Origin of the sequence: Erysipelothrix sp. P66 (assembly GCF_038682365.1) — a bacterium.
GTDB lineage: Bacteria > Bacillota_I > Bacilli_A > Erysipelotrichales > Erysipelotrichaceae > Erysipelothrix > Erysipelothrix piscisicarius.
In genome coordinates this window covers 868,253-890,425 of the sequence record NZ_CP152290.1, presented here as the reverse complement: position 1 = coordinate 890,425, position 22,173 = coordinate 868,253, and the positions used below count along the sequence as shown (strand labels likewise).

Annotated in this window: 25 protein-coding genes; 2 read left to right on the top strand and 23 right to left on the bottom strand. The window is 36.4% G+C overall.

The window, feature by feature from the left end; all coding sequences use genetic code 11:
* Positions 1–4: 4 nt before the first annotated feature.
* From tadF to AAG186_RS04305, 9 genes are all read right to left on the bottom strand, one after another.
* The gene (gene tadF, locus AAG186_RS04345) at positions 5–493 is read right to left on the bottom strand and encodes a tight adherence pilus pseudopilin TadF (RefSeq protein ID WP_003773572.1); all 489 of its coding nucleotides are present in this window, start codon (positions 491–493) and stop codon (positions 5–7) included.
* Positions 487–1,056 (bottom strand): pilus assembly protein, encoded by a 570-nt coding sequence (locus tag AAG186_RS04340; RefSeq protein ID WP_275163591.1) that lies wholly within the window; start codon positions 1,054–1,056, stop codon positions 487–489. The genes tadF and AAG186_RS04340 overlap by 7 nt, the downstream gene beginning before the upstream one ends.
* Positions 1,037–1,576, bottom strand: a complete 540-nt coding sequence (locus tag AAG186_RS04335; protein ID WP_161636476.1) for a TadE/TadG family type IV pilus assembly protein — start codon at positions 1,574–1,576, stop codon at positions 1,037–1,039. Before AAG186_RS04335 ends, AAG186_RS04340 begins: the two co-directional genes overlap by 20 nt.
* A gap of 140 nt (positions 1,577–1,716) precedes the next feature.
* On the bottom strand, positions 1,717–1,887 hold the full coding sequence (locus AAG186_RS04330) for a Flp family type IVb pilin (RefSeq protein WP_018579164.1): 171 nt from the start codon (positions 1,885–1,887) through the stop codon (positions 1,717–1,719).
* Between the two features lie 23 nt (positions 1,888–1,910).
* A complete protein-coding gene (locus AAG186_RS04325; protein WP_125164531.1) occupies positions 1,911–2,084 on the bottom strand; it encodes a Flp family type IVb pilin in 174 nt (57 codons plus the stop codon).
* A 9-nt stretch (positions 2,085–2,093) separates the two neighbouring features.
* Positions 2,094–2,789, bottom strand: a complete 696-nt coding sequence (locus AAG186_RS04320) for a prepilin peptidase (RefSeq protein ID WP_161636477.1) — start codon at positions 2,787–2,789, stop codon at positions 2,094–2,096.
* A gap of 199 nt (positions 2,790–2,988) precedes the next feature.
* Positions 2,989–5,391, bottom strand: coding sequence for a helix-turn-helix domain-containing protein (locus AAG186_RS04315; protein WP_161636478.1), 2,403 nt, complete (start codon positions 5,389–5,391; stop codon positions 2,989–2,991).
* Positions 5,392–5,675: 284 nt separating this feature from the next.
* Positions 5,676–6,731 (bottom strand): VanZ family protein, encoded by a 1,056-nt coding sequence (locus tag AAG186_RS04310; RefSeq protein ID WP_342622097.1) that lies wholly within the window; start codon positions 6,729–6,731, stop codon positions 5,676–5,678.
* A gap of 39 nt (positions 6,732–6,770) precedes the next feature.
* Positions 6,771–7,316: a hypothetical protein gene (locus tag AAG186_RS04305; protein WP_342622096.1), complete on the bottom strand. Its 546-nt coding sequence runs from the start codon at positions 7,314–7,316 to the stop codon at positions 6,771–6,773.
* 178 nt (positions 7,317–7,494) lie between these two features.
* On the opposite strand from AAG186_RS04305, the gene AAG186_RS04300 reads away from it, so the two are divergent.
* Positions 7,495–9,018: an ABC-F family ATP-binding cassette domain-containing protein gene (locus AAG186_RS04300; protein ID WP_342622095.1), complete on the top strand. Its 1,524-nt coding sequence runs from the start codon at positions 7,495–7,497 to the stop codon at positions 9,016–9,018.
* A gap of 34 nt (positions 9,019–9,052) precedes the next feature.
* Here the strand turns inward: AAG186_RS04300 and AAG186_RS04295 are convergent, their stop codons facing one another.
* From AAG186_RS04295 to AAG186_RS04255, 9 genes are all read right to left on the bottom strand, one after another.
* Positions 9,053–9,991, bottom strand: coding sequence for an IS30-like element ISErh4 family transposase (locus AAG186_RS04295; protein WP_342621592.1), 939 nt, complete (start codon positions 9,989–9,991; stop codon positions 9,053–9,055).
* Between the two features lie 117 nt (positions 9,992–10,108).
* Complete coding sequence (locus AAG186_RS04290; protein WP_161636482.1) at positions 10,109–10,768, bottom strand: GntR family transcriptional regulator; 660 nt, start codon at positions 10,766–10,768, stop codon at positions 10,109–10,111.
* A gap of 54 nt (positions 10,769–10,822) precedes the next feature.
* Entirely contained in the window at positions 10,823–11,911 is a 1,089-nt protein-coding gene (locus AAG186_RS04285) for a MupG family TIM beta-alpha barrel fold protein (protein WP_342622094.1), read from the bottom strand.
* 14 nt (positions 11,912–11,925) lie between these two features.
* A complete protein-coding gene (locus AAG186_RS04280; RefSeq protein WP_342622093.1) occupies positions 11,926–12,375 on the bottom strand; it encodes a DUF3284 domain-containing protein in 450 nt (149 codons plus the stop codon).
* Positions 12,375–12,524: a hypothetical protein gene (locus tag AAG186_RS04275; protein ID WP_200542402.1), complete on the bottom strand. Its 150-nt coding sequence runs from the start codon at positions 12,522–12,524 to the stop codon at positions 12,375–12,377. The genes AAG186_RS04280 and AAG186_RS04275 overlap by 1 nt, the downstream gene beginning before the upstream one ends.
* 60 nt (positions 12,525–12,584) lie before the next feature.
* A complete protein-coding gene (locus tag AAG186_RS04270; protein WP_200542401.1) occupies positions 12,585–13,907 on the bottom strand; it encodes a PTS sugar transporter subunit IIC in 1,323 nt (440 codons plus the stop codon).
* 182 nt (positions 13,908–14,089) lie between these two features.
* Positions 14,090–14,758 (bottom strand): P-II family nitrogen regulator, encoded by a 669-nt coding sequence (locus tag AAG186_RS04265; RefSeq protein WP_342622092.1) that lies wholly within the window; start codon positions 14,756–14,758, stop codon positions 14,090–14,092.
* A gap of 3 nt (positions 14,759–14,761) precedes the next feature.
* Complete coding sequence (locus AAG186_RS04260) at positions 14,762–16,234, bottom strand: DUF1538 domain-containing protein (RefSeq protein ID WP_161636487.1); 1,473 nt, start codon at positions 16,232–16,234, stop codon at positions 14,762–14,764.
* A gap of 103 nt (positions 16,235–16,337) precedes the next feature.
* Entirely contained in the window at positions 16,338–16,667 is a 330-nt protein-coding gene (locus AAG186_RS04255; protein WP_125164541.1) for a hypothetical protein, read from the bottom strand.
* Positions 16,668–16,850: 183 nt separating this feature from the next.
* Here AAG186_RS04255 and AAG186_RS04250 point away from each other — a divergent pair, with 183 nt between their 5' ends.
* The gene (locus tag AAG186_RS04250) at positions 16,851–17,042 is read left to right on the top strand and encodes a helix-turn-helix transcriptional regulator (RefSeq protein ID WP_125164542.1); all 192 of its coding nucleotides are present in this window, start codon (positions 16,851–16,853) and stop codon (positions 17,040–17,042) included.
* Between the two features lie 48 nt (positions 17,043–17,090).
* Here the strand turns inward: AAG186_RS04250 and AAG186_RS04245 are convergent, their stop codons facing one another.
* From AAG186_RS04245 to AAG186_RS04225, 5 genes are all read right to left on the bottom strand, one after another.
* A complete protein-coding gene (locus tag AAG186_RS04245; RefSeq protein WP_200549079.1) occupies positions 17,091–17,249 on the bottom strand; it encodes a hypothetical protein in 159 nt (52 codons plus the stop codon).
* Positions 17,250–17,259: 10 nt separating this feature from the next.
* Positions 17,260–18,798 carry a putative ABC exporter domain-containing protein gene (locus AAG186_RS04240; RefSeq protein WP_342622091.1) on the bottom strand — a complete coding sequence of 513 codons (1,539 nt, stop codon included), beginning with the start codon at positions 18,796–18,798 and terminating at the stop codon, positions 17,260–17,262.
* 1 nt (position 18,799) lies between these two features.
* Entirely contained in the window at positions 18,800–19,495 is a 696-nt protein-coding gene (locus tag AAG186_RS04235) for an ABC transporter ATP-binding protein (protein ID WP_342622090.1), read from the bottom strand.
* Positions 19,496–19,602: 107 nt separating this feature from the next.
* A complete protein-coding gene (locus tag AAG186_RS04230; RefSeq protein WP_342622089.1) occupies positions 19,603–20,331 on the bottom strand; it encodes a LytTR family DNA-binding domain-containing protein in 729 nt (242 codons plus the stop codon).
* Position 20,332: 1 nt separating this feature from the next.
* Positions 20,333–22,150, bottom strand: a complete 1,818-nt coding sequence (locus tag AAG186_RS04225) for a GHKL domain-containing protein (RefSeq protein ID WP_342622088.1) — start codon at positions 22,148–22,150, stop codon at positions 20,333–20,335.
* Between the last annotated feature and the right edge of the window lie 23 nt (positions 22,151–22,173).

The following is a 22,173-nucleotide window of genomic DNA, read 5'->3' as shown; positions in this document are numbered from 1 at the left end:
AATATTAATAAACACCATTAATGGTTGGAGTACGACCATCCCAAATCGGTTGTTGATCTGTAAAGTTTTGCCATACAGGTAATTCAACTTTGATTGGGAACTCATCAATTCCAAGGGCTTTTAAAGTTGTCGTTTTATAAACATCACGCAATATAATTGTCCCTGTAAGACTAATCATATAGTTACCATTGGGTGACATACCACGTTGCTCATTCCAAACCAACTCAAATTGACTTGGATCAATACCATTTCTCTTTAAGATTTCATGTGCATTATCCAATGCAATTTGTTGTCCTTGTTGTGAGTGTAACATTTCTTCAGTAATATCCAGTCGCGCTTCACGCACTAAATATGCTACTTCTGTTAATTTATCTTTCTTATTCATTGCTAAAACAACATCTGTTGAAAGCGCAACAAATCCCAATAGAAACATTAAAATAAATGCAAACATTATAAGAATATTTCCATCTTCTTCATTTTTAAAATTTACCATTGCTGATTCTTACCCCCTACTAACTCAATTCTTCTAATTTTATAAAGATTATTTTTTAATTCAACACCATCTTTGAGAAATGGCTTTGAGAAAGGAGTAATCGGGTAGACTTTGTATTTTACATCCGACGCTATTTCCATTGTCGTTGTTTTAAATTTACTGTTCGCACGGTCTTTATCCGTACCATCTGGGACACCATAATTAAATTCACGTTTTCCAGCAAGAACGGCAATCCGACTGTTTTCAATCGTTACACGACTTACATCAATCGGTGCACCCATTTCTTCAATATTTTTTTCATACATATCACGAATATGGGTGTTTGCCCAACCCCCGTCAACAATATAACTTTGGTTAGTATGTAATGCATGTTTTTGTTGAGGACCGAGATCCAATTGAATCGCCATTTTACGTAACGAATAGTCAAATTGAACTTTATTGTAAACAACCCAGCTCACATCAATTAAAAAACAAACAATCAATAGAAAAAGTGGCAGCACAATCGCAAATTCTACCATTGCCTGACCTTTTTCTTTTTTTGATTTATTGACCAACTTTGACATTAGCATCACCATCGCCTCCTAAGTACATTAAACCACTGTACGTTTCAGTTAGACGAAGTGTCTCACCCATTACCTGTTTTGTAATATACATTGAGAAAGGAACATCATAAGTAGTTGTTACGGTTACATAACGTATATCAGTTCTGTTTTTATGTCCGATAAAGCCACCATCATTTGCACTCCAAATTTTCCGTGTAAAATCACGATGTTCAATATCCGATAAATCAATTTCATATTTTAAGCGTTTAGGGTCAAGTGTACCGTTATTGTTAATAAGTGTTTCAATCGTCTTTTCTTTACTGCTAAATCGGGATTGATCTTTTACACCACCCGTTGCACCACCTTCGTCGTACAATACCGCAACCTTTTGAATTTCACTGGTTAGATATTGTAAATTGACCTTTGCATGCACCGCTTTACCAACGTCCATGATCAAAGCAAGCATAATTATAAGAATAGGAAGGATTAAAGCAAATTCCGTAACACTTTGACCACTTTCACCTTTAAGTTTTTTTATCATATTCACTCCTTAAAGCGACAAATAAAGGGGATGAAAAATCATCCCCTCGGAACTATCCAAGCCGGATAGAGATTATAAACTATTTAAAGTTAAAGTATCACTTGCGCGATACTTTAACAATTTATAAATGCGTGTAAAGACTAAGCGCCTTTACCTGCTTGTAATTCTTTACCTACGTTTTCGAAGATTCCTTTTAGGTTTGTACCTAAAGTTTTCATAACAACGATAACTACTACTGAAACAAGAACTAAGATAAGTCCGTATTCAACCATACCTTGTCCTGATTCTTCATTTAATAACCAGTTTTTCATAATTTTCTCCTCATTTTTCTTCCCTAGTTTATTTTAGGGACTAGATCAGCGACTGTTTCAAACATCGTTTTTACATAACCACTCCCAATGGATTGGAGTACCACTACAGTAACTACCGAAACCAATACAAGAATAAGTCCGTATTCAACCATGCCTTGTCCAGACTCCTCGTCCATAAATTCATTTACGGTTATCATAACTATCTCCTAACATCCTAACAGAACACTGCAAATCAACATACTGATGACTGGGTAATACAGCGCGAATAAAGCACCGCCCATTAATTGTGTACACATGGGGAATGTACTACCGATGTACATCGTTTTAGTATAAAAACCAATAACAATGTAAATTAACAAGCAAAGTACGATACCTATTAGAAATGTTAGAATATTAGGTAATCCCAACATAAATGATAATGCAATTGCAAGCTTTATATCGCCTGCTCCCACACCGAGACTTCCAGAGAATGCTTTTGTCAAGAAGGCTGTAGCAAAGAACAGAATACCTGTTAATAGCATTGCTATAAGTCCAGTTGACAATCCATGAAATCCATTTGATGCAAACTGATAAACAACTCCAATAACAAGGACACTAAGGACCATCTCATTTGGAATTATTCGAATACGTTGATCGATTCGAATACCATAAACTGCTAAGAAAGCAATTATGGAAATAACAGTTGCTTCAAAGAATCCGAATGATGTATATGCAACTAAAGTAGCTGCACCGACATAAATGCCATTCATCAATGCGTCATGCGCATCTTCTGGACGAAAGACCTTATAGATCTTATTGTTACGATTTTGTTTCCAAGCAACTGTATCTTTCACAAATCTTGAAATGTTGTATCCTAGTGTAAAAAATAAAGCTGTTAGAACAATATAAACAATAATATTCACTATAGAATCTCCTCATCACCGACATAGATAGTATATGACGATACGCGCACGCTATCTACCAATATTTTGACGTGAATTTCACAAAATTTTAACCATTTACCCATCTTTGTTGTAGAGTACGCATTATTTGTCATGCTATTTGTAAATAATTGTATTAAATGTGAAAAAAGTAAAAAAGATACCGTAATTTGGTATCTTTTTATATCTTATTTAACTTAATGAGACTTATATTCAACAAACTCTGATTGAATGTGTAATCTAATTCACCGTCAAGTTCCAAATATTTAACCTTCATTCTTGGATTTGACTGTTGGCGTATGTAATCACGTTCTTCTGGCGTGAGATTTGAAATCCCTGTATCCTCAATCCAGTTCTGACAGAAATAAGCATTCTTATAATCTAAATAACGTTCCGTCATCTTGTAACGACCGTTTATGCTTTCAATTTTAAAATTAACCTTGCGCTCATAATCAGAACCACTGTTTCGATCCTTTGCGTCAACACGTCGATAAGACTCATAATAATTTGAATATACAATAATGGCGTAATCGTGATGATTTCGAGTGACGATATACCCCTCTCCATAATCAACCACCGTACCAAATAATTCTTGAAGGAATTTAAGCACGTAAAATGGCATCCGCTCAACACCGAGATGGTTGTAGAAACTTGAGTAGGACATCGGAAGCATTTCTTGCTGCGTTCTCCCAAGGATATTCCAAGATGAAAAGTAAAAATCCCCTAAACTTAGCTGAAGTAAAATAGGCAGGAACAAAAGATTATAGAACGGGTTATCAAAAGAATCGTTCCATCGGTAATCATCGTCTACCGCATAATTAAATGACGCCGCAACAATATGACGTCCTAATCGGTCTGCTGGTAAATTACTTCGAATCGCTTGATTAATCTCACGAATGTCATTAAGAATTTTCGGTAGTAATTGATCACTGCCAAAATCATTATTCGTAAAATTTAAATCGCACGTGTAAAATGCTGGATCAATATTCATACCTGCAATCATTTCAAGATACTCATGATGAATTTCTCGCGTATCATTATCGAAGCTCCCCAGATACAAACCCCAACGGACTTTTTCTTGGTCAAACTTTTCTTGAAGTACATTTACAAAAGAATGGATGCATTCTTTAAACATTGGTCTTCGTTCATGATCACTTACAGCATCATTGATTGTAGGAAAGTACAATTCATAACCCCATTCACGAAGTTTTGAATTACTAATAATTAATGATGCTTCATCCAATGCCTTTTGCATTCCAACGACTGCGTGACTCATTTCGTTTAAACTCGCTCCTTCTTGCAACAAAGCATTAAAGGTTACGAAATCAAGTCTTAAAACGGGAACAATATCAAATTCCGAAAAAACAGTAAAGATATTGTAGATTTCAAACGAGGAAAAGTCACGAAGTGCTCCAGATTTCGTTTGCAACTTAAATACACCATCTAAGAATGCAAGTTTAATCTTGACTGTCTTAAATTTAAAATGTCCCAACGTTTCACGCAATTCTGCAATACTCAAGAAATCACGATCAACAACACAATCCAAATCCACAACGACTCCCCATGCATTCCGGAAATGACCTTTAATAAAATTTGGATTAATTCGCGCTTCTAACGCCTTAATCGGTTCGTTTTCCAATTGACTGGGTCCTTTCGTCCCCACCTCTAAGAAATAACGCACCTTCGAATCTGCTGCATATGGATACTCTAAAGATGTAATATAATCCGTTGTATACTGTTTTCTAAATTGAGTTGGTGATAAGCCGAAAACTTTTTGGAAATCTCGACCCAATGCTTTGATGTCTAAAAACCCACAATGATTTGAAATCTCTGTCATTGTTAAATCTGTATTGATAAGACAGTCAACAGCGTAATTGATACGATTTACTCTAAAGTACTCACTAACATTAACACCTGTAATCTTCTTAAACATTCTTGATAGATAAGCACCGCTGACATTATATTCATCCGCAAGTCCTTCTAACGTAATTTTTTCATTCTTCGCATCTGCATATTTTTCAGTAATATCAATAACGATTGATTCAATTGAATCTGTTGTCTGAATGGTTCGCTTTTGATTCATTACAAACAGTTTGATGGAATCAACGACTTCTTTAACGGCATGATAGCTATTTTCAAACGTTACTTCACCGGCATCTTTTTGACCGTATAAGTGACGAATGGATTCGATAAGACGCACTTTATTTCTTTGGTCTTTAAGGGTACTATCAATACTTACCTTTTGCGATAAGTTAAAGTGTTCTTCTGCAAACGACGCATCAATTTGTGTTACAAGAATTAGATTATCGCGACTGTTTGCATAAAAGCAATGCGCTCGATTCGGCTCAAGAATATAAACATCACCCTCATTTAGATTTAAATACGAACCCTTAACGCGAAGCCCAATCATGCCCTTAACAACATAAATGACCTCAAACGCCTTGTTCGCCTCAAATTCCTTACCATCGATTTGTTTCAAAAACGTACGGTACGGTAAATTTCTTCTAACAACAACTACTCCATTATTCATAGCAATACCTGCGAGTGAGCAGGATTCTGATTTTTTGATATGTATAGTATTCATGGTATGGTTCTCCCTTGCACATTGTCATCAAAAAGAATCACAATACATCCCTAGAATGCTTGTGATTACCTCTTTCTTTGATAAGCATTACCCATACTTATTCAACTCAAAGATCGTATTTTTGTTTATATCTTTTCTTGATCGAATACAACATGTAAGATTTTAACACATTTCAACAAAATTTCACATAGAATTTGCATATTTGGTATGTTTCTACGCAAAATATGTCTTTTTTGTGCACTTTTCCGTACTATTTCGCAAAATAAAAAGAAGGTTTCCCTTCTTTATGGATTTGTGATGTGTGCTTCTCCAACTTTTCGTGCCGTGGCAATTTTTGACTCAGTAATAAAATAAAAATGATTCCCAGGATGGTCAACTGTCCATCCCATTGTAAAGAAACGGTCATCACCTTCATCTTGATGGGCATTTAAATGCATGGGACCAACCTCATATTTACCGTATGAATAATCTAAGAAAAGCACTTTTTGTTTTAACTCGATTGTTGGGTTATCAGAGTGAAACCCTTCAAAATCATCGCGTTTTAATTTCATATACCCTTCCATCGAAACTGTATTGTGTTCAAAAGTATAGTACTTTCGATTTGCCTTGCCATTTGAAATCATATTCCGCATATTCAAGCGATATGTAATTACATCATTCGCAGATACTTCCAAATAAATACTGGACATCATAAAGAGAACAAGTAAGACGACCGACAACACATTAAACCCTTTACGCTGTAACCAATGTCCCTCTTTTTGATCGACATAGTTGAGTAAATGACGAATAACGCCATAATAAAAACAAAAACCGAGAAATCCACCAAGTGTATTGGTAATTAAATCTGTCACATCAAAATGCCAAAGAATCACACCGAACGCAAGCGTCAACAGTAATTCAAGACATTCAATTAACAACGAAATAAAAAATGTAACAAATACCGTATATTTAATATTCCGAAGCCGTTTAAAGAATACGGGTAAAAATACCCCCATCGGAACCATCATCAAAACATTCAACAACGGTTCTTTTAAATTTTTGAGACTCAACCCACTCCGAAACGGCATTAAATTATAATAATCGATAGACGCATTCTCAAGCGAAAAATGAATGGCCGCATTTTGAATTTCTTTTTGATTTAATGGTAGTGGAAATAACGTAAGATCAAGAACCTTACCGAGATATAAAATGAATAAAAGACCGAGTATTTTATTTTTAATTGTGGTTTTACGATATTTCACTAAAAAAAACATCGCAATGAGAATATATACGATGATCCCAGAATTGATCGATACCCCTTGTGTATTCTTAATTATTGGACCTAAATAACGTTCAAACATGTAAAACTCCATTCTATACCCAAATTTTACATGATTCCCTTATTGTTGTCGAGAATTCTGGAGATTAATATGTTTAATTTCATCGATTGGCGATTCTTTAACAAATTTACGTGGTTTTTCTGTTTTAACGATGACATCATCGTGATAAATAATCCGTGTCCGAATTTCCATAATCCCATTTTCTCCAGATACTGGATGCATCATGTCGATTTTATTTGGATCAATATAAATTGTTTTAAACGGAATTTCGAGATACTCAACAACCTCATCGTATGTTACTTTTTTACACACTGCATAAACCGTCATGTCTTTATAAACCCTGATTCTATTTTCGGATATTGCATGATTATCAAAGGACCACCCTTTGAAAAGAACCGCTTGTTCCGCATCAAATAAATGTTTCTTCGGCAATTCAAAAACAGTATTTTTACGAACAACATGGATTGTTTTGGTAAACGCTTGAAATGGCATGGATTCTGATTTTAAAACTACAAACGCATAATTATTTTTAAATACAATAAATGACATTACACAGATACAAACTGAAACTAGAAAAACATACCTTATTCGTTTATTTTGATTCATAAATACCTCTCTATAACTTATCATAAAACTAAGTTTATTTACGAAAATCGTTATTTAAGACAAAACCATTCCTATTTAGTACAAAAATGAACGCTTAAAAAGATTTATGTTATAATGTTTCAAGATATTTTAGTGAAGGATTGTAGAGTTTAACCTTCATGATGAAAGAAGGTTAATAATGCCCTATCTAGAAATTAAAAACCTAACGCACACTTTTGTGGAGCGTCAGTTGTATAGTAATGCCGAGTTTCTCCTCCATAAGGGAGATCATATTGGTCTTGTAGGATTAAATGGCGCTGGTAAAAGTACATTAATTCGATTTATGACTGGTGACTTATCGCCAGACTTTGGAACCGTTGTCTGGCAAGATAAAATTGAACTTGCCTTTATGGATCAATATGTTCGTGTTGACCCGAATTTAACCATCCATGGTTACCTATCAACAACCTATAAAGATTTATTTGAGCTTGAGGATCGTATGAATGCATATTACCTCCAATCGATGGAAGATGATGATGCACTTCGTAAAGCTTCAAACATTCAAGAACGTTTATTACAAGCCGATTTTTATACAATCGAAACTGAAATTCAAAAGGTAATTCAAGGGCTTGGATTACACCTTTTGGGCGCGGATACAAAAATTGAACATCTTTCCGGTGGACAGCGCGCTAAAGTCATATTAGGAAAATTGTTGCTTTCTGAAGCAGATGTATTGTTACTGGATGAGCCGACCAACTTCTTAGACGTTGACCATATTGAATGGCTTGCGAACTACCTTAACGCATACCCTAAAAGTTTTATTGTTGTTTCACATGATGATTCATTTATAAACCGTGTTGCGAATGTGATTGTTGATATTGATTTCCAAAAAATAACACGCTACAACGGAAACTACGATGCTTTCTTAAAACAGAAAGAACATAATCGAATGGAACAGCTCAGCCTTTATACCAAACAACAAGCTTATATTGACAAAACGGAAGCATTTATTCGTAAAAACAAAGCAGGTGGTAATGCGAAAATGGCACGTGGACGTCAAAAACAATTAAACCGACTCGACCGTGTGCATGCACCCCTTGCTCATGCAAAACAAAACTACGCCTTTAAAACACTTTCTCAAGCTAATGTTCGGGTTCTTGAAACCCTTGAACTTGCAATTGGTTATGATTCTGTATTAATTGACGGATTTAATATGAAAATTTACGGTGGTGAACGCTTTGCGATTACAGGATTTAATGGTATTGGTAAATCCACACTAATTAAAACCATCATGGGTCAGCTTCACCCTTTAGAGGGGAGCATCTACCTTAATGATGACCTCCAAATCGGATACTTTGAACAAAGCCTCAATTGGGAAGATGATACGTTGACACCACTTCAAATTGTTAGTCAAACATATCCAAAGTTTTCTCAAGGGGAAGTACGTAAAACCCTTGCTTCCGTAGGAATGAAAGAAGAACACTGGAGTCGCAGCATTAAAACATTAAGTGGTGGCGAACAAACTAAAGTAAAACTTTGCCTTCTGATGAACCGATATACCAACATGCTCGTACTTGACGAACCAACCAACCATCTCGATATTGAGAGTAAAAATGCCTTAAAATACGCATTACAGGCTTATACAGGAACCATCATTCTTGTATCTCATGAAGCCAGTTTTTATGAGGATTGGGTTGATCAAATCATCAGTATCGAAAAATAAAAACTTAGACTCTATGAGCCTAAGTTTTCTTTTATCAAATCTCAACCGCACCACTTTTACTTTTATTAAAGTCTATCTCATAGGCCGTTTTGAAGTCAAATATTTTTCGCGGCATTGAGTTAATTTTGAAGCAAATATCATCAAGATATTGTTGCGCTATATCATACATTGATTTTCCTTTTGGTATAAACCTTCTCACGATTGCATTCGCTCTTTCATTGGTTCCACGTTGAAAAGAACAGTATGGATCACACTTATATAGTTTCACACCCAACCGCTTGGCTGTAATGCCTAATGTTTTAAATTCAAGTCCATTATCGACTGTTATCGATTTCGTGGTTATATTATTCTCTTCAATAAATTTTCGAATTAAGTTTGATGTGTAATAGTCATATCGATATTCTGCTTTAATAAGCCAGGTCATTCTTGAGCAGCGGTCTACAATGGATATAATCGCTGCAGATTCATGTTTCTTACCGATTATAGAGTCGATTTCGAGATGGCCAATCTCGTTACGTTCCTCAATGTATTTAGGTCTAAGGCTAATTGGAAGTACTGTTTTCTCTTCCAAGTTCCATTTCAAGTGATTCATCATTCCACTAATTCTCTTTTTACGTTTTCGACGTTTATAGCACATTCTATTTGGTTTTATATCAAGTTTACCTTGATTAATCCAGTTATAGACTTGCTGCGATGAAACACACGGTTTATATGGATGATATCGTTTATAGTTACTCAAGCATACTTCTACCGAATGAACTTTAGGATCATAATGAGAATGCAGATATTCGATTAAGTGGGAATATTTTTCTCGAATATCAATCGTTCGTTTCTTATAGACATTATTTTTATATCTAGAAATCGTAGAATGAGATATATTGAGTTTACGTGCTGCCTTGCGCATAGAGTAGCCGATGCTTAATAGAATATCAATTTGGTCTTTCATTTTTTTATCTAATTGTTTATACTTCATATGGGAGCTCCTTTTAGTCGGGTGGGCTCCTTTTATTATACAAAAACAACCGCACCTTGGGTGGTGCGGTTGAGATTTGAATTTAGGAAAACTTAGACTCTATGAGCCTAAGTTTTTTTAGTCTGTAATTTCTATGGAACGGTGCTCAGGATGATTAAAACTTTTAATAAAAACAAGTGGACTCCCGTCATTTTTATAAATAATGGATTCAATAACTAAAATAGGACTTTCAAGTTTAACACCCAGTAAATTCGCGTACTTAATGGGAACATGCATAGGGATCACCGTAAACGATGCACTTCCTCGATTGAAAAACGCATTAAAATTTTCGAGTTTTGGGAGATCATTGAACGCGTCATCGGATAACTGATTTCGAGCAATATAAACTTCTTCAATCGCAATATTAACATTATTCATGGACAAAATACGAATAAAACGAACAACTGAAGTGTCTTGCGTAATGTTTAACTTTGAACTTACATCCGCACCACATGACGCCTTCACATCAAAATATAAGATCGTATGCTTATCAAATTCAGGGGTTAATAACGAATTCTTTTTAATCAATCGCTTATCAGAGACAAAGGTTCCGCGATTTGCATCACGGTATAGATAACCTTCATCAACCAATTCATTAATCGCTTTACGAACCGTCATCCGACTTGCCTGAAAATGATCAGTAAAATCACGTTCACTAGGAATTGAGGCATTGGGCTCCATCATATCGATCATCTTAATGATCTTATCTTTAATTTGCTGATAAAGTGGAATTTTCATCCATACACCTCCAATATATACCTATTATAAAATAATCTATAAAACATTCAACGATTATTTGATGAATGCGAAAGGACGCCAAGGTTTGATGTAATCAAGAAGCATCATTTCTGAGTTTGGGATGTGACCGATTTTATTCTTGTTTCCCTCATTTGGCATGGGTTCAAGAACAATATGTAATTCCCCTTTATATCGACCGTATGCGTCATTTAATATAACAACATCACCACGCTCTAAATCTACGGTATTCTTGGGTAAAATCACTTCATTTGCATAGGTAAGACGCGGCATCGTTGAACGCGCCATATACGCACTCATATCCCCACGCACAAAATGATAATGATCATAAATAATTTGCGCTTCAACCTCAGAGAGTTCAACATCCAAGTCTACTTTAAATTGTAACTTCCCTAATGCTATCTTGGCACACGCCTCCAACTCTTCATCTGACGCGTATGCATTTCCAATAAGAATATCATCAATCATCTCAGTCGCGATTAATTCACGAATTTGCACATCAATCGGTAAATCACGATGATGTTCAAGGGTACACAATCCTTCATAAACAGGCCAGGGTCCAAACGTTCCACTATTCTGACTGGATACAAATGCAGCGCTTTGCAGGCCAAGTTTACGAATCTTTTGATTACAAAAATCAAAATGCGCTTTACTTAGACCCGTAAATCGTTGTGGATAAAAATTATGACATGTAATCAATGCATTTTTATTGGGATAAAAAGTCATGACATTCTCAATATAGTTATTTCCTTGACTTGAGTTTAATTCAATTTTTAAGTCGTATTGGTTAAACGTCATTTCACTTTCAAATGCTCCATTAAACCCTTCATCCAAACGGATACCATCGACCCCAATTTCCTTAAAAAACACTAAATTAGAATGCTTGATTTCAAATGCCTTAAATACTGCAGGTGCCACATCTACAATAACTTCCATCCCACGCTGATGCGCTGCATCCGTAATGGAGCGATAATCCTGAATGAGTTTCTTTTGATTGCTTGAATCAGTTTGAAGTAAACTCATAAAAATACGCTTAAACCCACAGTCTGCCGCTTTATTTATGTATGTGATATCCTGTTCCATCGTCGAATTTTCTGGATAAATTGATATTCCTAATCGTGCCATAATATGCTCCTTTTCTACGCCTTGACGCTGCGTTCATTCAAGATTGTTTGAATTTGATCTAACAGGAGATTAATTCGTTTTTGACTGCCTTTACGATAAAAGCGTTCCATTAATTTGAAATTCAACATCTTTCGCTTCTTAATTGAATGATATGACTCGGCGTATGTTAGCTTAAATTGAGAATCATCAAGAGGTTCTAGATGATATTCAAGGGTGTTAATCCCTTGAGCACTCTCAAAGCGTACCGAGTATGTATTCGGTCGTTTAAGTTCTAAAAGGGTTACCGTAACACTGCCAGAATTACCCATGCGACCTCTTAGTTGTTTTTGATATTGATATCCTTCGTGAATTTCATCTTCCGTAAGGTTATGACCTGTACTTGTCGCAAGATCCATAAGCAGTGATTCGATTAACAAATCATAACACTGTTCCGGTGTGCCTTGCATCGTTCTATATACTTCCATTAATTTCGCCCCTTTCGATAAAAGAGTATCATCGCAATGACAATGAGCATGATACCCGAAATCAAGATACCAAACCCTTGATCTACCGTACTGGATAGTAAGACCAAAAGCGTTCCAATTGCGAATATAAAAACAATCCACTGTTTCATAATTAACCTCCACTAAAACAAATATTAGGAGCAGTTAAGCCCCTAATATCTCAATAAATATTATTCTTGTGTTTCAGTATAATCAATCTTATTTGCTACCATTACAAATACGGCCCAAATTGCTGTACCAATAACCAAGTTAATCAATGCTAGCATGGCTGCTGTAAATGAGAATCCGGTTGCCATCCATGCATAAAGAATTGGTGGCATAACCCATGGAACTTCTAAGAATACAGGTGGAACGATTCCAGCTGATGTTGCAAGATATGCAATCGTAACAAGAATTGTTGGTACTAAAATCCAAGGGATTAAGTAAATTGGATTTAAAACAATTGGTAATCCAAAAATCACTGGCTCGTTAATATTAAACAATCCCATTGGCGCACTTAACTTCGCCACTGCACGATTTTCTTCACGTTTCGAGAAAATAAGAAGCGCAATAATGAGTCCTAACGTACAACCAGCGCCACCCATCCACGCAAAGGCATCAAATGATCCACGCGTCCATAAATAGGGTAAATTTTCTGCAGATAAGGCTGCATTATATGCGTTTGTATTTGCAGTTAAAGCTACTTTATACACACCATCAAGGGCTGGTGCTAATACATTGGTACCGTGAAGTCCAAAGAACCAGAATACCGAGACTGACATTGTTACAAAAATAACTGACCCAAGACCTTGTGAAACATTTAAGAAAGGCATTTGGACATATTTAAGAATTAAATCCCCAACCGAAGCATCAAAGAATGTTGATGTAAGGTATGCAAGCGTTCCAACAGCATATAAAGCCACACAACCTGGAATAATTGAAGCAAATGCGCGGGAAACTGCCGGTGGGACTTGATCCGGTAACTTAATTGTAATGTTCTTATTCATAAGTTTTGCATAGATTATTGTTGCAATAAACCCTACAATTAAAGCCGTAAAAAGACCCTTAGCATCCATATAGCCAATGCCAATGAATCCCCAGCCCACTACAGGTTCTGCTAACCCAGCCACATCGATGGATGCAACTTGTGGTGTCACAACAATAAATGAAGCGAGTGAAATAAGACCACCCGCAAGTGGATCCACATCATAGGCTTTCGATAATTGATAACCGATTGCAAATGCAAACACTAACGCTAAAATTGCCAGTGTTCCAAACCAAATGTTTCCGTTGATACCAATAAGCCAACTAAATGCATCGGTAATGCCATCTGCACCAAATTTAGCGGGTAAATCACGTACAAGTGCATTTAATAATACCGCGACAGACCCAGCCATCGTGATTGGCATGATGCTTATAAATGCATCACGAATTGCCACTAAATGCTTTTGTGAACCAATTTTAATTGCAATTGGGACGAAATGCTCTTCCATCCATGAAGTTAATTTCTCCATATATATCTTCTCCTTTACTACGGCTCATACCGGTTATTTTAAGTGGTATATACCATGTAGTTAATCTTAATATAACACACTCATATCGAGATGCAAGCGTTATCATCAGACTTTCACAAAAATAACACGAACTCAAGACCAACTTGATTCCACAAAAAAAACAGGTTTATGAAACCTGTTTTTTATTCTTGATCTAAAAGTCCAAGTGTGCGCGATGTCTCGACAACAAAGATTACGCCATGTCCTGGTTTATCAATTTCAAACGATGTATTGAGCGCATGAACGATGGCATCCGTCATATCCATTTGCGATAGGATGAGGATTACTTCTTTCTCAGGCTCAATATCCATATTAAACAATTTTTCATGCTCATGAGTTCCAGACCCTCGTGCATGAATAATGGTTCCCCCTGTTGCACCATGTTCTTTTGCAACATGCATTACATCTTGGGCAAATCCATCATCGACAATAATAAAAATAGCATCGATACCCACGTTTCGCTCACCTTCCTTTAACGTTTTAATATGACTTGGTAATTTTTGAATCCCAAGAACACTTTTAAGCGGGACTGAAAAAATTACGCCTGAATCGGGTTTTTTAAAATTTGTGTGCTTTTGAATGTGATCATAGAAATCTTTCTCAAGCAATTCCGGCATAATTGTAAGACATACCTCTTTACGACGTTCTTCAATCCCAAGAAGATTGAGCAGACGGTCTCTGACACATCCACGTCCTTGAAACACAGTTCCACCGGTAGCACCGACTTCGCGCGAAATTGATAGAATATGCGAACCGCGTTCACGTTCCACAATTGAGCAAACCATGATAAGATTTGAAATTTGAAAAGGCATAAACTACCCCCCTCTTTTTTTTGTTTTTAGTCCATATAAGACACCTAAAATTTGAATTGCGATAATTGGCATCATCGCAATCATCGCGATGACACCAAATCCATCGGTCATAACATTTGCTGTTGGAATTGCAGTTGCCGCACCTTGTGCAAACGCTAAGACAAAGGTTGCAGTCATGGGTCCAGAAGCAACGCCCCCGGAATCATAAGCAATCCCTACAAAAATGTTGGGTACCTTAAACGACAGCATCGATGCGAGCATAAAACCAGGTAAGAGCATATGCCAAAGTTTAAGGTGCTCTGAAGTAATGCGAAGCATCGACAACATAACCGCAAAGGCAATACCAATTGAGAGTGTAACTAAAATTGACTTTTTCTTAATATGACCAGAAGTAACTTCCTCAACTTGTTCTGTTAGAACATAGACCGCTGGCTCTGCCAAAACAACAACCATCCCCATTAGAAATCCTACGACTAATAAAAGGGCCCGATTTGGTACCAACGCCACACCCTGTCCTAAAATTCGACCCGCATCCATAAAACCCGCTTGTACGCCCGTCATAAAGATTGAAAGACCGAAGAATGTATAGAAAAGACCTTTAAAAATTTTGTCTCGACGAATTCGAGTAAGTTTAAATTTCCAGACGTCAAACACGATAAAGAGGATGGTAAGTGGTAAAAGTGAAAGCAATGACTCTTTGAACATTGTAGGCAATATCTGAATAAAAGGCAAGAGAATCCCCTGTGATTCAAGAATCACGGCACTTTCACCTTCAATCCCACCCAAACCTCTGATCAAACTTAAGATCATAACCATAAAAATGGGACCCGCAGACGCTAAGCCAACCATACCAAAGCTGTCCTCTTCCGCATGTTTCCCACCTTTTAACTGAGAAACACCATAACCTAAAGCAAGAATAAACGGTGTGGTCATCGCACCCGTTGTAGCTCCTGAGGCATCAACGGAGATTGCAAGAAACTCTTCCGAAACGAAGATCCCTAAAACCATAATCCCAAAATACGTTACCGCAAAAAGTTTATTGAGAGGTTTATTAAATAAAATCCTTAAAAGACCGATGGCAACCATAAGACCAACACCCATCGACACAACACTTACAATTAATGTTGCGGATAACGTTCCACCCGAAGCCATATTCACTTCATTCGCAAGAATTTGCAGATCCGGCTCTGCAAAGGTAATTAAGAACCCAAGGATAACCCCTAAAAGTGCAACAATGCTTACTTTATTCGTTCTTGCAATGGATTTTCCCATGAGCGTTCCAATTGGAACAATTCCAAGTTCTGCTCCAAAGAGAAAAATCCCCAGACCAACAATCACAAACAACGCACCCATTAAAAAACGTACCAAAACTTCCGTTTCTAAAGGCACAATCAGCAGATGCATTAAAAGCACTAAAACTGTAATGGGTAACACAGAAAAAGATACTTCTTTAAATTTACTCAATAAGATATTCAAATAACCCCTCCTAACTCACTGTTTTTAATATAACATGAATCAACGTTCATAATCTATTTATGTGGAACATCACATAAAAAAATCTAACCGAAGTTAGATTTTTTTAGTACTTATCAATATGACGTTTCGCCTCTGAAAGCGACATTCCTGTTTTCTCAATCAACATTTTGATGGCTAGAATCTTTTTGCCAGATTGTACGAGATTCCGAATTTCCGTTTCAGAATACTCACTGACACGTGTAGACGTATTGGGTGTTGTTTTACTCCCAAATTCTAGTTTATGGTGATGAACTTCTGCTTCCGTATAGGGTCTTGATTTTCGTTCCGCTTCAAATACATCGTATTCTGTTGTTCGTTCTTGAATTCGAGCAATGCTTAAACCGATAATCAGCACAACAAGAATAATAATTAAACCTACAAGTACTTGTTCCATAATAATCACCTTCTTTCTCTTATCATATCTTATCTGCTCATTAATTAAAACAATTAGTAGTAAATACGATGTTTTTTTAAGCTTTTAATCACATTTAAAGAACTTTTTGCTATACTATAACCAACTAATCATAGGTTAAGGGGATACTAAGATTAACTCATCATATCGGAAAGGTACGATGAAATGAAAAATAAAATTAAAGAAAAGCGTAAAGCATTAAAATTGACACAACAAGAACTCGCAGATCAAACCGGGGTTACCCGGCAAACGATTTTAGCCGTTGAGCACAACAAGTATGTGCCATCATTACAACTTGCTTTCAATATTGCGAAAGCACTTAAGACTGACTTACAAGATGTTTTTATTGATGAGTAGTCCCCAAATCACAAATTAGTTTACAGGCTTATGCCTGTTTTTTTATGATTAATCGTCGATCGAATCCAAGTAGCTTCCAACACAAACTCCAACGCTGCATCCAAGACCCAAGCCCAATACTAATTTATCAAGGATAAGTCCGACAACCAAGCCGACACCGACTCCAATCGGAATCCAGGTTGCAAGTGCATTTTTTTCCTGTTTCATAAAACCCTCCTTAAAATTCGGTTCCTTTAAGTATGGGTGCCACCCACACAAATCCAGCCCCTGCAAGTGCATAAGCAACTAGACTGGCTGTTATTCCTAGCGATAGGATATTGGCTTCAATATCAATGCCTAGAAGCCCTGACATCGTCAATACGACTCCAATAGGCAACAAACAAAGAATCATACGAATCAACATATCGACAATTTGATTGTTTCGTGATTTCATAATACGAATTGTAAGAATTGACGAAACATTGATCAAGGCAACATAACTCGATACAAAAACACACGCAACCACAATATCCACAACACCTGCCTGTGTAAGCACACCGGATACCAGCGTAAAGCAGAACGTGATGGCTAACGATTTAAGGAATGGAAGTTTAACGGTATTAAAAAGCTTACGCAACGGCGCATCCGGAATCAGATATAAATGGTATTGACTCAAATCATCCTTTAACGTATCTACATTTGCCTGATTGAAGAGTGCAATAATAATAAACATAACATACCCTTGAAGCGGGAGTTTCATCACAAATCCCATGACACTATATATGAGATAGAGCAAAACATCCTTCAGCCCAATCATCCGTCGTTGTTTTTTTAATAACAAGACGTTTTTGTCATGGATTGCGCGTGCACCAGCACCATACTTAATCTCAACATGTTTCATTTTATCGGTATCGATTTCTTGTTTGCCTGCTTTTGCACGGGCATAAAATTCTGAAAAATCCTCGGCATCGAGCATCGCCTGTTCAAAAAAATCACCCTTTGTGTTCGCAAAAACGTAGACGGCCAGAATGTGGAATAGAATCATAAGGCCAAATCCCAGGGTTAATTGCCCTAGATTTGATGATACAAATCCAACAAGTCCGAGTTTTGCCCATCCGAATAAAGGAATCCAAAAGAATGCATCTTGGGTTACAAATGCCATTAGAGATCCCATGAAATCAAAACCGTTTTTGTAAAACTGCAAACCAAAGATAACCAAAGCACTCAGAATGAACCCTGCAAAAAGAATTCGTGGTCCTTTGCTCTTTGTTTTATTGATAATTCCTTTTAAGTAAAACCATTCCATGATGAGTGAAAAGGCACTAATTAACAGTGTCGTCATGAAAAAAGTAATGAGGACAAGTTTGAACGGCATTACAAAATGAAGACTAAACTGAAATGCACAGAGAAATGATGCCAATATCGCTAAGAGCATACTTCCCCAGACATTTTCAAAGGGTAGTAGACTTAAAATTTGCTTTCGATTAAAAGGTCCAATAAACATGAAATAGGAGTCTTCTAAAAAGAAGAGACTTTGATGTTTGGATAAAACCATCGACAACATAAAAAATGCACTAATGCCTAAGACAATCATTATATAGGCTTGCATCAACTCTGGCGGCATGATCATTTTCCCTTCATGTCGAAACATGGGAATCAGCATCGAACCATAAAGTACAATTGCCCCTAAAGTAACCAGCGCCGAGGTTGGTTTCTTAAATATATTTCTTATTTTCGCAAAGCGTTTGAGTATAGATAATTTAAGCAAGATGACCATATTATTGACCATCCTTGCCGACTTCAAAGTAAATTTCTTTTAGACTTCTATCTTGAATATCTTTACGTAATACTTCACAAATAACATGACCGTTTTTCATAATATAAGCACGGTCCCATACATCACTTACAATATCGATAACATGTGTGCTTAGAAGGACACTTGTCCCTTTATTTTTAAGACTTGTAAGGAGTTTAAGGGTATCCTCAATACTTTGCGGATCGAGTCCCATCATAGGCTCATCAACGAGAATTGCTTTAGGTTCTGTAATTAAAGCAAGAATCATTGAAAGTTTTTGACGCATCCCCTTTGATAATTCTTTCGCAATGGTATCGCGCTTATCATCAAGTCTAAATAAATTCAAATATTCCGTCGCGTTATGTTCATAATCTTTGACTTCATAAGCATGACCGATAAAATCAATGTGTTCTTGAACTGTAAGCAAATCATACAAAACAGGAACTTCAGGAATGTACCCAAAACGCTTTTTAGCTTCGACACTGCGATTATCATAACCGCAAATTGAAATTTCGCCATCATAGTCTAATAATCCAATGATGGACTTAATTGTTGTGGATTTTCCGGCTCCATTTTCCCCAAGTAATACGGTAATCTCCCCTGGATTCGCAATTAATGAAACATTATTGGCCGCTACTTTGGTACCGTATTTCTTTGTCATATTCTTTACATGAATCATACTCAATCTCCTTTAATGGTAATTAAATGGTATCATGTACAATTGAATTTACGTTTTAAACGACCTAAATGACCCTATTTCTTGGCTAAACGACAAAAAAGAAGGCCTTAGCCTTCAAGTGTTTTCCGTCCTTTTCGTGACATCGGAATGATTTCTCCGTTGTCCAATTCAATTTCAGAATTACCGCGATCAACCCGTTTTATGCGTTTTTCATTCACAACATAGGATCGATGTACACGTACAAACGTCTTCCCCAAATCAAGATCAATTTTTGATAAATTCCCAACAAAATCCAATAAATCGCGATCCGCATGAATAATAATGCGGTGTTTTTCTTGTGATGTTTCAAAATAGAGAATCTCACTTACTGGAATATGATAAAGATCATCAAAAATTTTGATCGTATAATACTCCCCTATTTCCATTTGCTCTTTAATGACACGGTTAATGGTTTCATCGATACAATGGCGAATGCGAATATCCACTTGACTCATATCATCTTTAAGAATATAATCCATAGCTTCCAAACGCATCTTAAAGGTTTCTAATAACAATTCATCATGTGTTGTGATAAAAACGAGATACCCACGCGGATCACGCTCTCGAATCACTTTTGCGAGCTCGAACCCATTCATTGCATCCGGTCCTAAATCAACATCAAGAAAATATAGACCGCGTACATTCTCAGCTGCACCTATTTCCAAAATGGTTTCGGGATTGTCAGTTGCGCAAAGTACTTTCATGTCATAATTCTCAATAATAATATGTTTCTCAATAACATCTTTGATATGATTTCGAATCCTTGTCTCATCTTCTACGATATATACAGGTATCATGTTAAGCCTCCACTCTTAGTTCTTGTTTAAATTTTTGATGTGTGCAGGATGTATGTCCCACTGCATTTCGATATTTATTTAAAATACTACGGTAACTTTGTAGCCCCAGACCGCGTCCGCTGCCTTTCGAACTGTAGTCAGAATTAAAGATTTTATTAATTGCAATGGGTTCATGAATCGTATTTTCAATGATGACTTTAAGGTAAGTATCTTCTTGGTAGAGGAGCACGTTAATATATCCAGTCGGATACCCTTCTACAGCCTCAATTGCATTATCGATGAGAATGCCAAGCGCACGAATAAAATCGTTGGAATGCATTGAAATGGTTTTAATGGGATTCATGCATTCAAACACATAGTCAATCCCCTTCGCTTGCATTTCAATAAACTTACCCAAAAGCAAACTTTTTATTTCCATGATTTCGATGTTGGCAAGTTGTGCCGTTTGTTTAACTTCCTTCTCAAGCTGATGATCGAGGGCTAATGTATTGGTTCTTAAATACTCACGTCCTCCATTAAGCCCACTGGCTTCAATTTGATGGGCAAGTTGATTAAAGGTATCACGATAGATTTTTTGACTCTGTCGGACCCCTTCTTGAAGCTTAAAAAGTGAATGAAGATAGTAATTTTGCTCCGCAATATAAGCATTGGTCGCATCAATACGCTTGGATACAGATTCAAACGAGAGAAAGACCACACTTCCAATCGCAAGACAAGACAGGATTAAGATGAGATGAACACGATTACTTTCAAGATACTGATAAATTTCTAAGTTTTTGCCATTCACTTCAAGCAAGACAATCCCACCAAGCACCAAAATCATTGAAATTCCAAACCCATAACGAAGTTCATACAACGTATTCAAAATTACCTCAACAAAACCAGTATCGTTTGGCGTCTGAGTAACTTGAATGGGTTCAGGATGATCAATATGGTCCATGTAACGTTCTGTTTGATCAAGAATGCGTTGTACCGATTCATCCCCTTCATCAAAAGACAGATAAATACTTGAAAACAAATTTTTAAAATCATGTCTCAACATACGTACTTCCTGAGTTAATCGTTCCAAAGATTGTGCCTGTTGAACTTGTTGAAGGTAGTGAACCCGCTGTGTATGGAGAACCAATCGTTGATGTTCTAATACTGAAATCACCAAAATAATCAAGATGACTTCAAACACCACGATCACTCCAAGAATAAAGGACGTATTACTGTAACTCTTGCTACCGTAGACATAAATGATCCGGAAAATATCTTTAATGCACCAAAAGATAAATGTCACCAAAAGCGACTTTCGCCGTGAGGTAAACAGTTTTGAAAAATAATCACTAAAATTTGAAATTCGAAAAAGTATTGAAACTAAATATGCAACACAGGCAGTGAGAATGTATCCCCCCAAGATTGTCCACGAAATGAATTGAGGATAAGGTGATAGAATTTGATACAACATCGTAGTCACAACCGTAAAAAGACTCCCCGTAATAAAGTAACTGAATAAACTGGAAGACAAAGCATGGAGGTATGTGATATGGGCATCTCGAGCTAGAATTACAGATAAAACAAGGGCTTGAATGGCAAAAACAGGACCTTCAACTAAATACATGAGATTACGATTCAAGAGATTGGCTACCAACCCCGGTGTAAATTCTAAAATGTAATTATTAAGAACTTGGATTAGAATAAATAATGTTATGAATTTGAAAAATGTTTGTTTACGATGATGTAGTGCAATCATTTCACGATTCAAAAAAAACCAAGAAATTCCATAAAAAAACGATATTAAAATCGCAATGACTGTAATCATTAAAAAATATGTCATGATTCCTCCTGGTAAGTGATCTG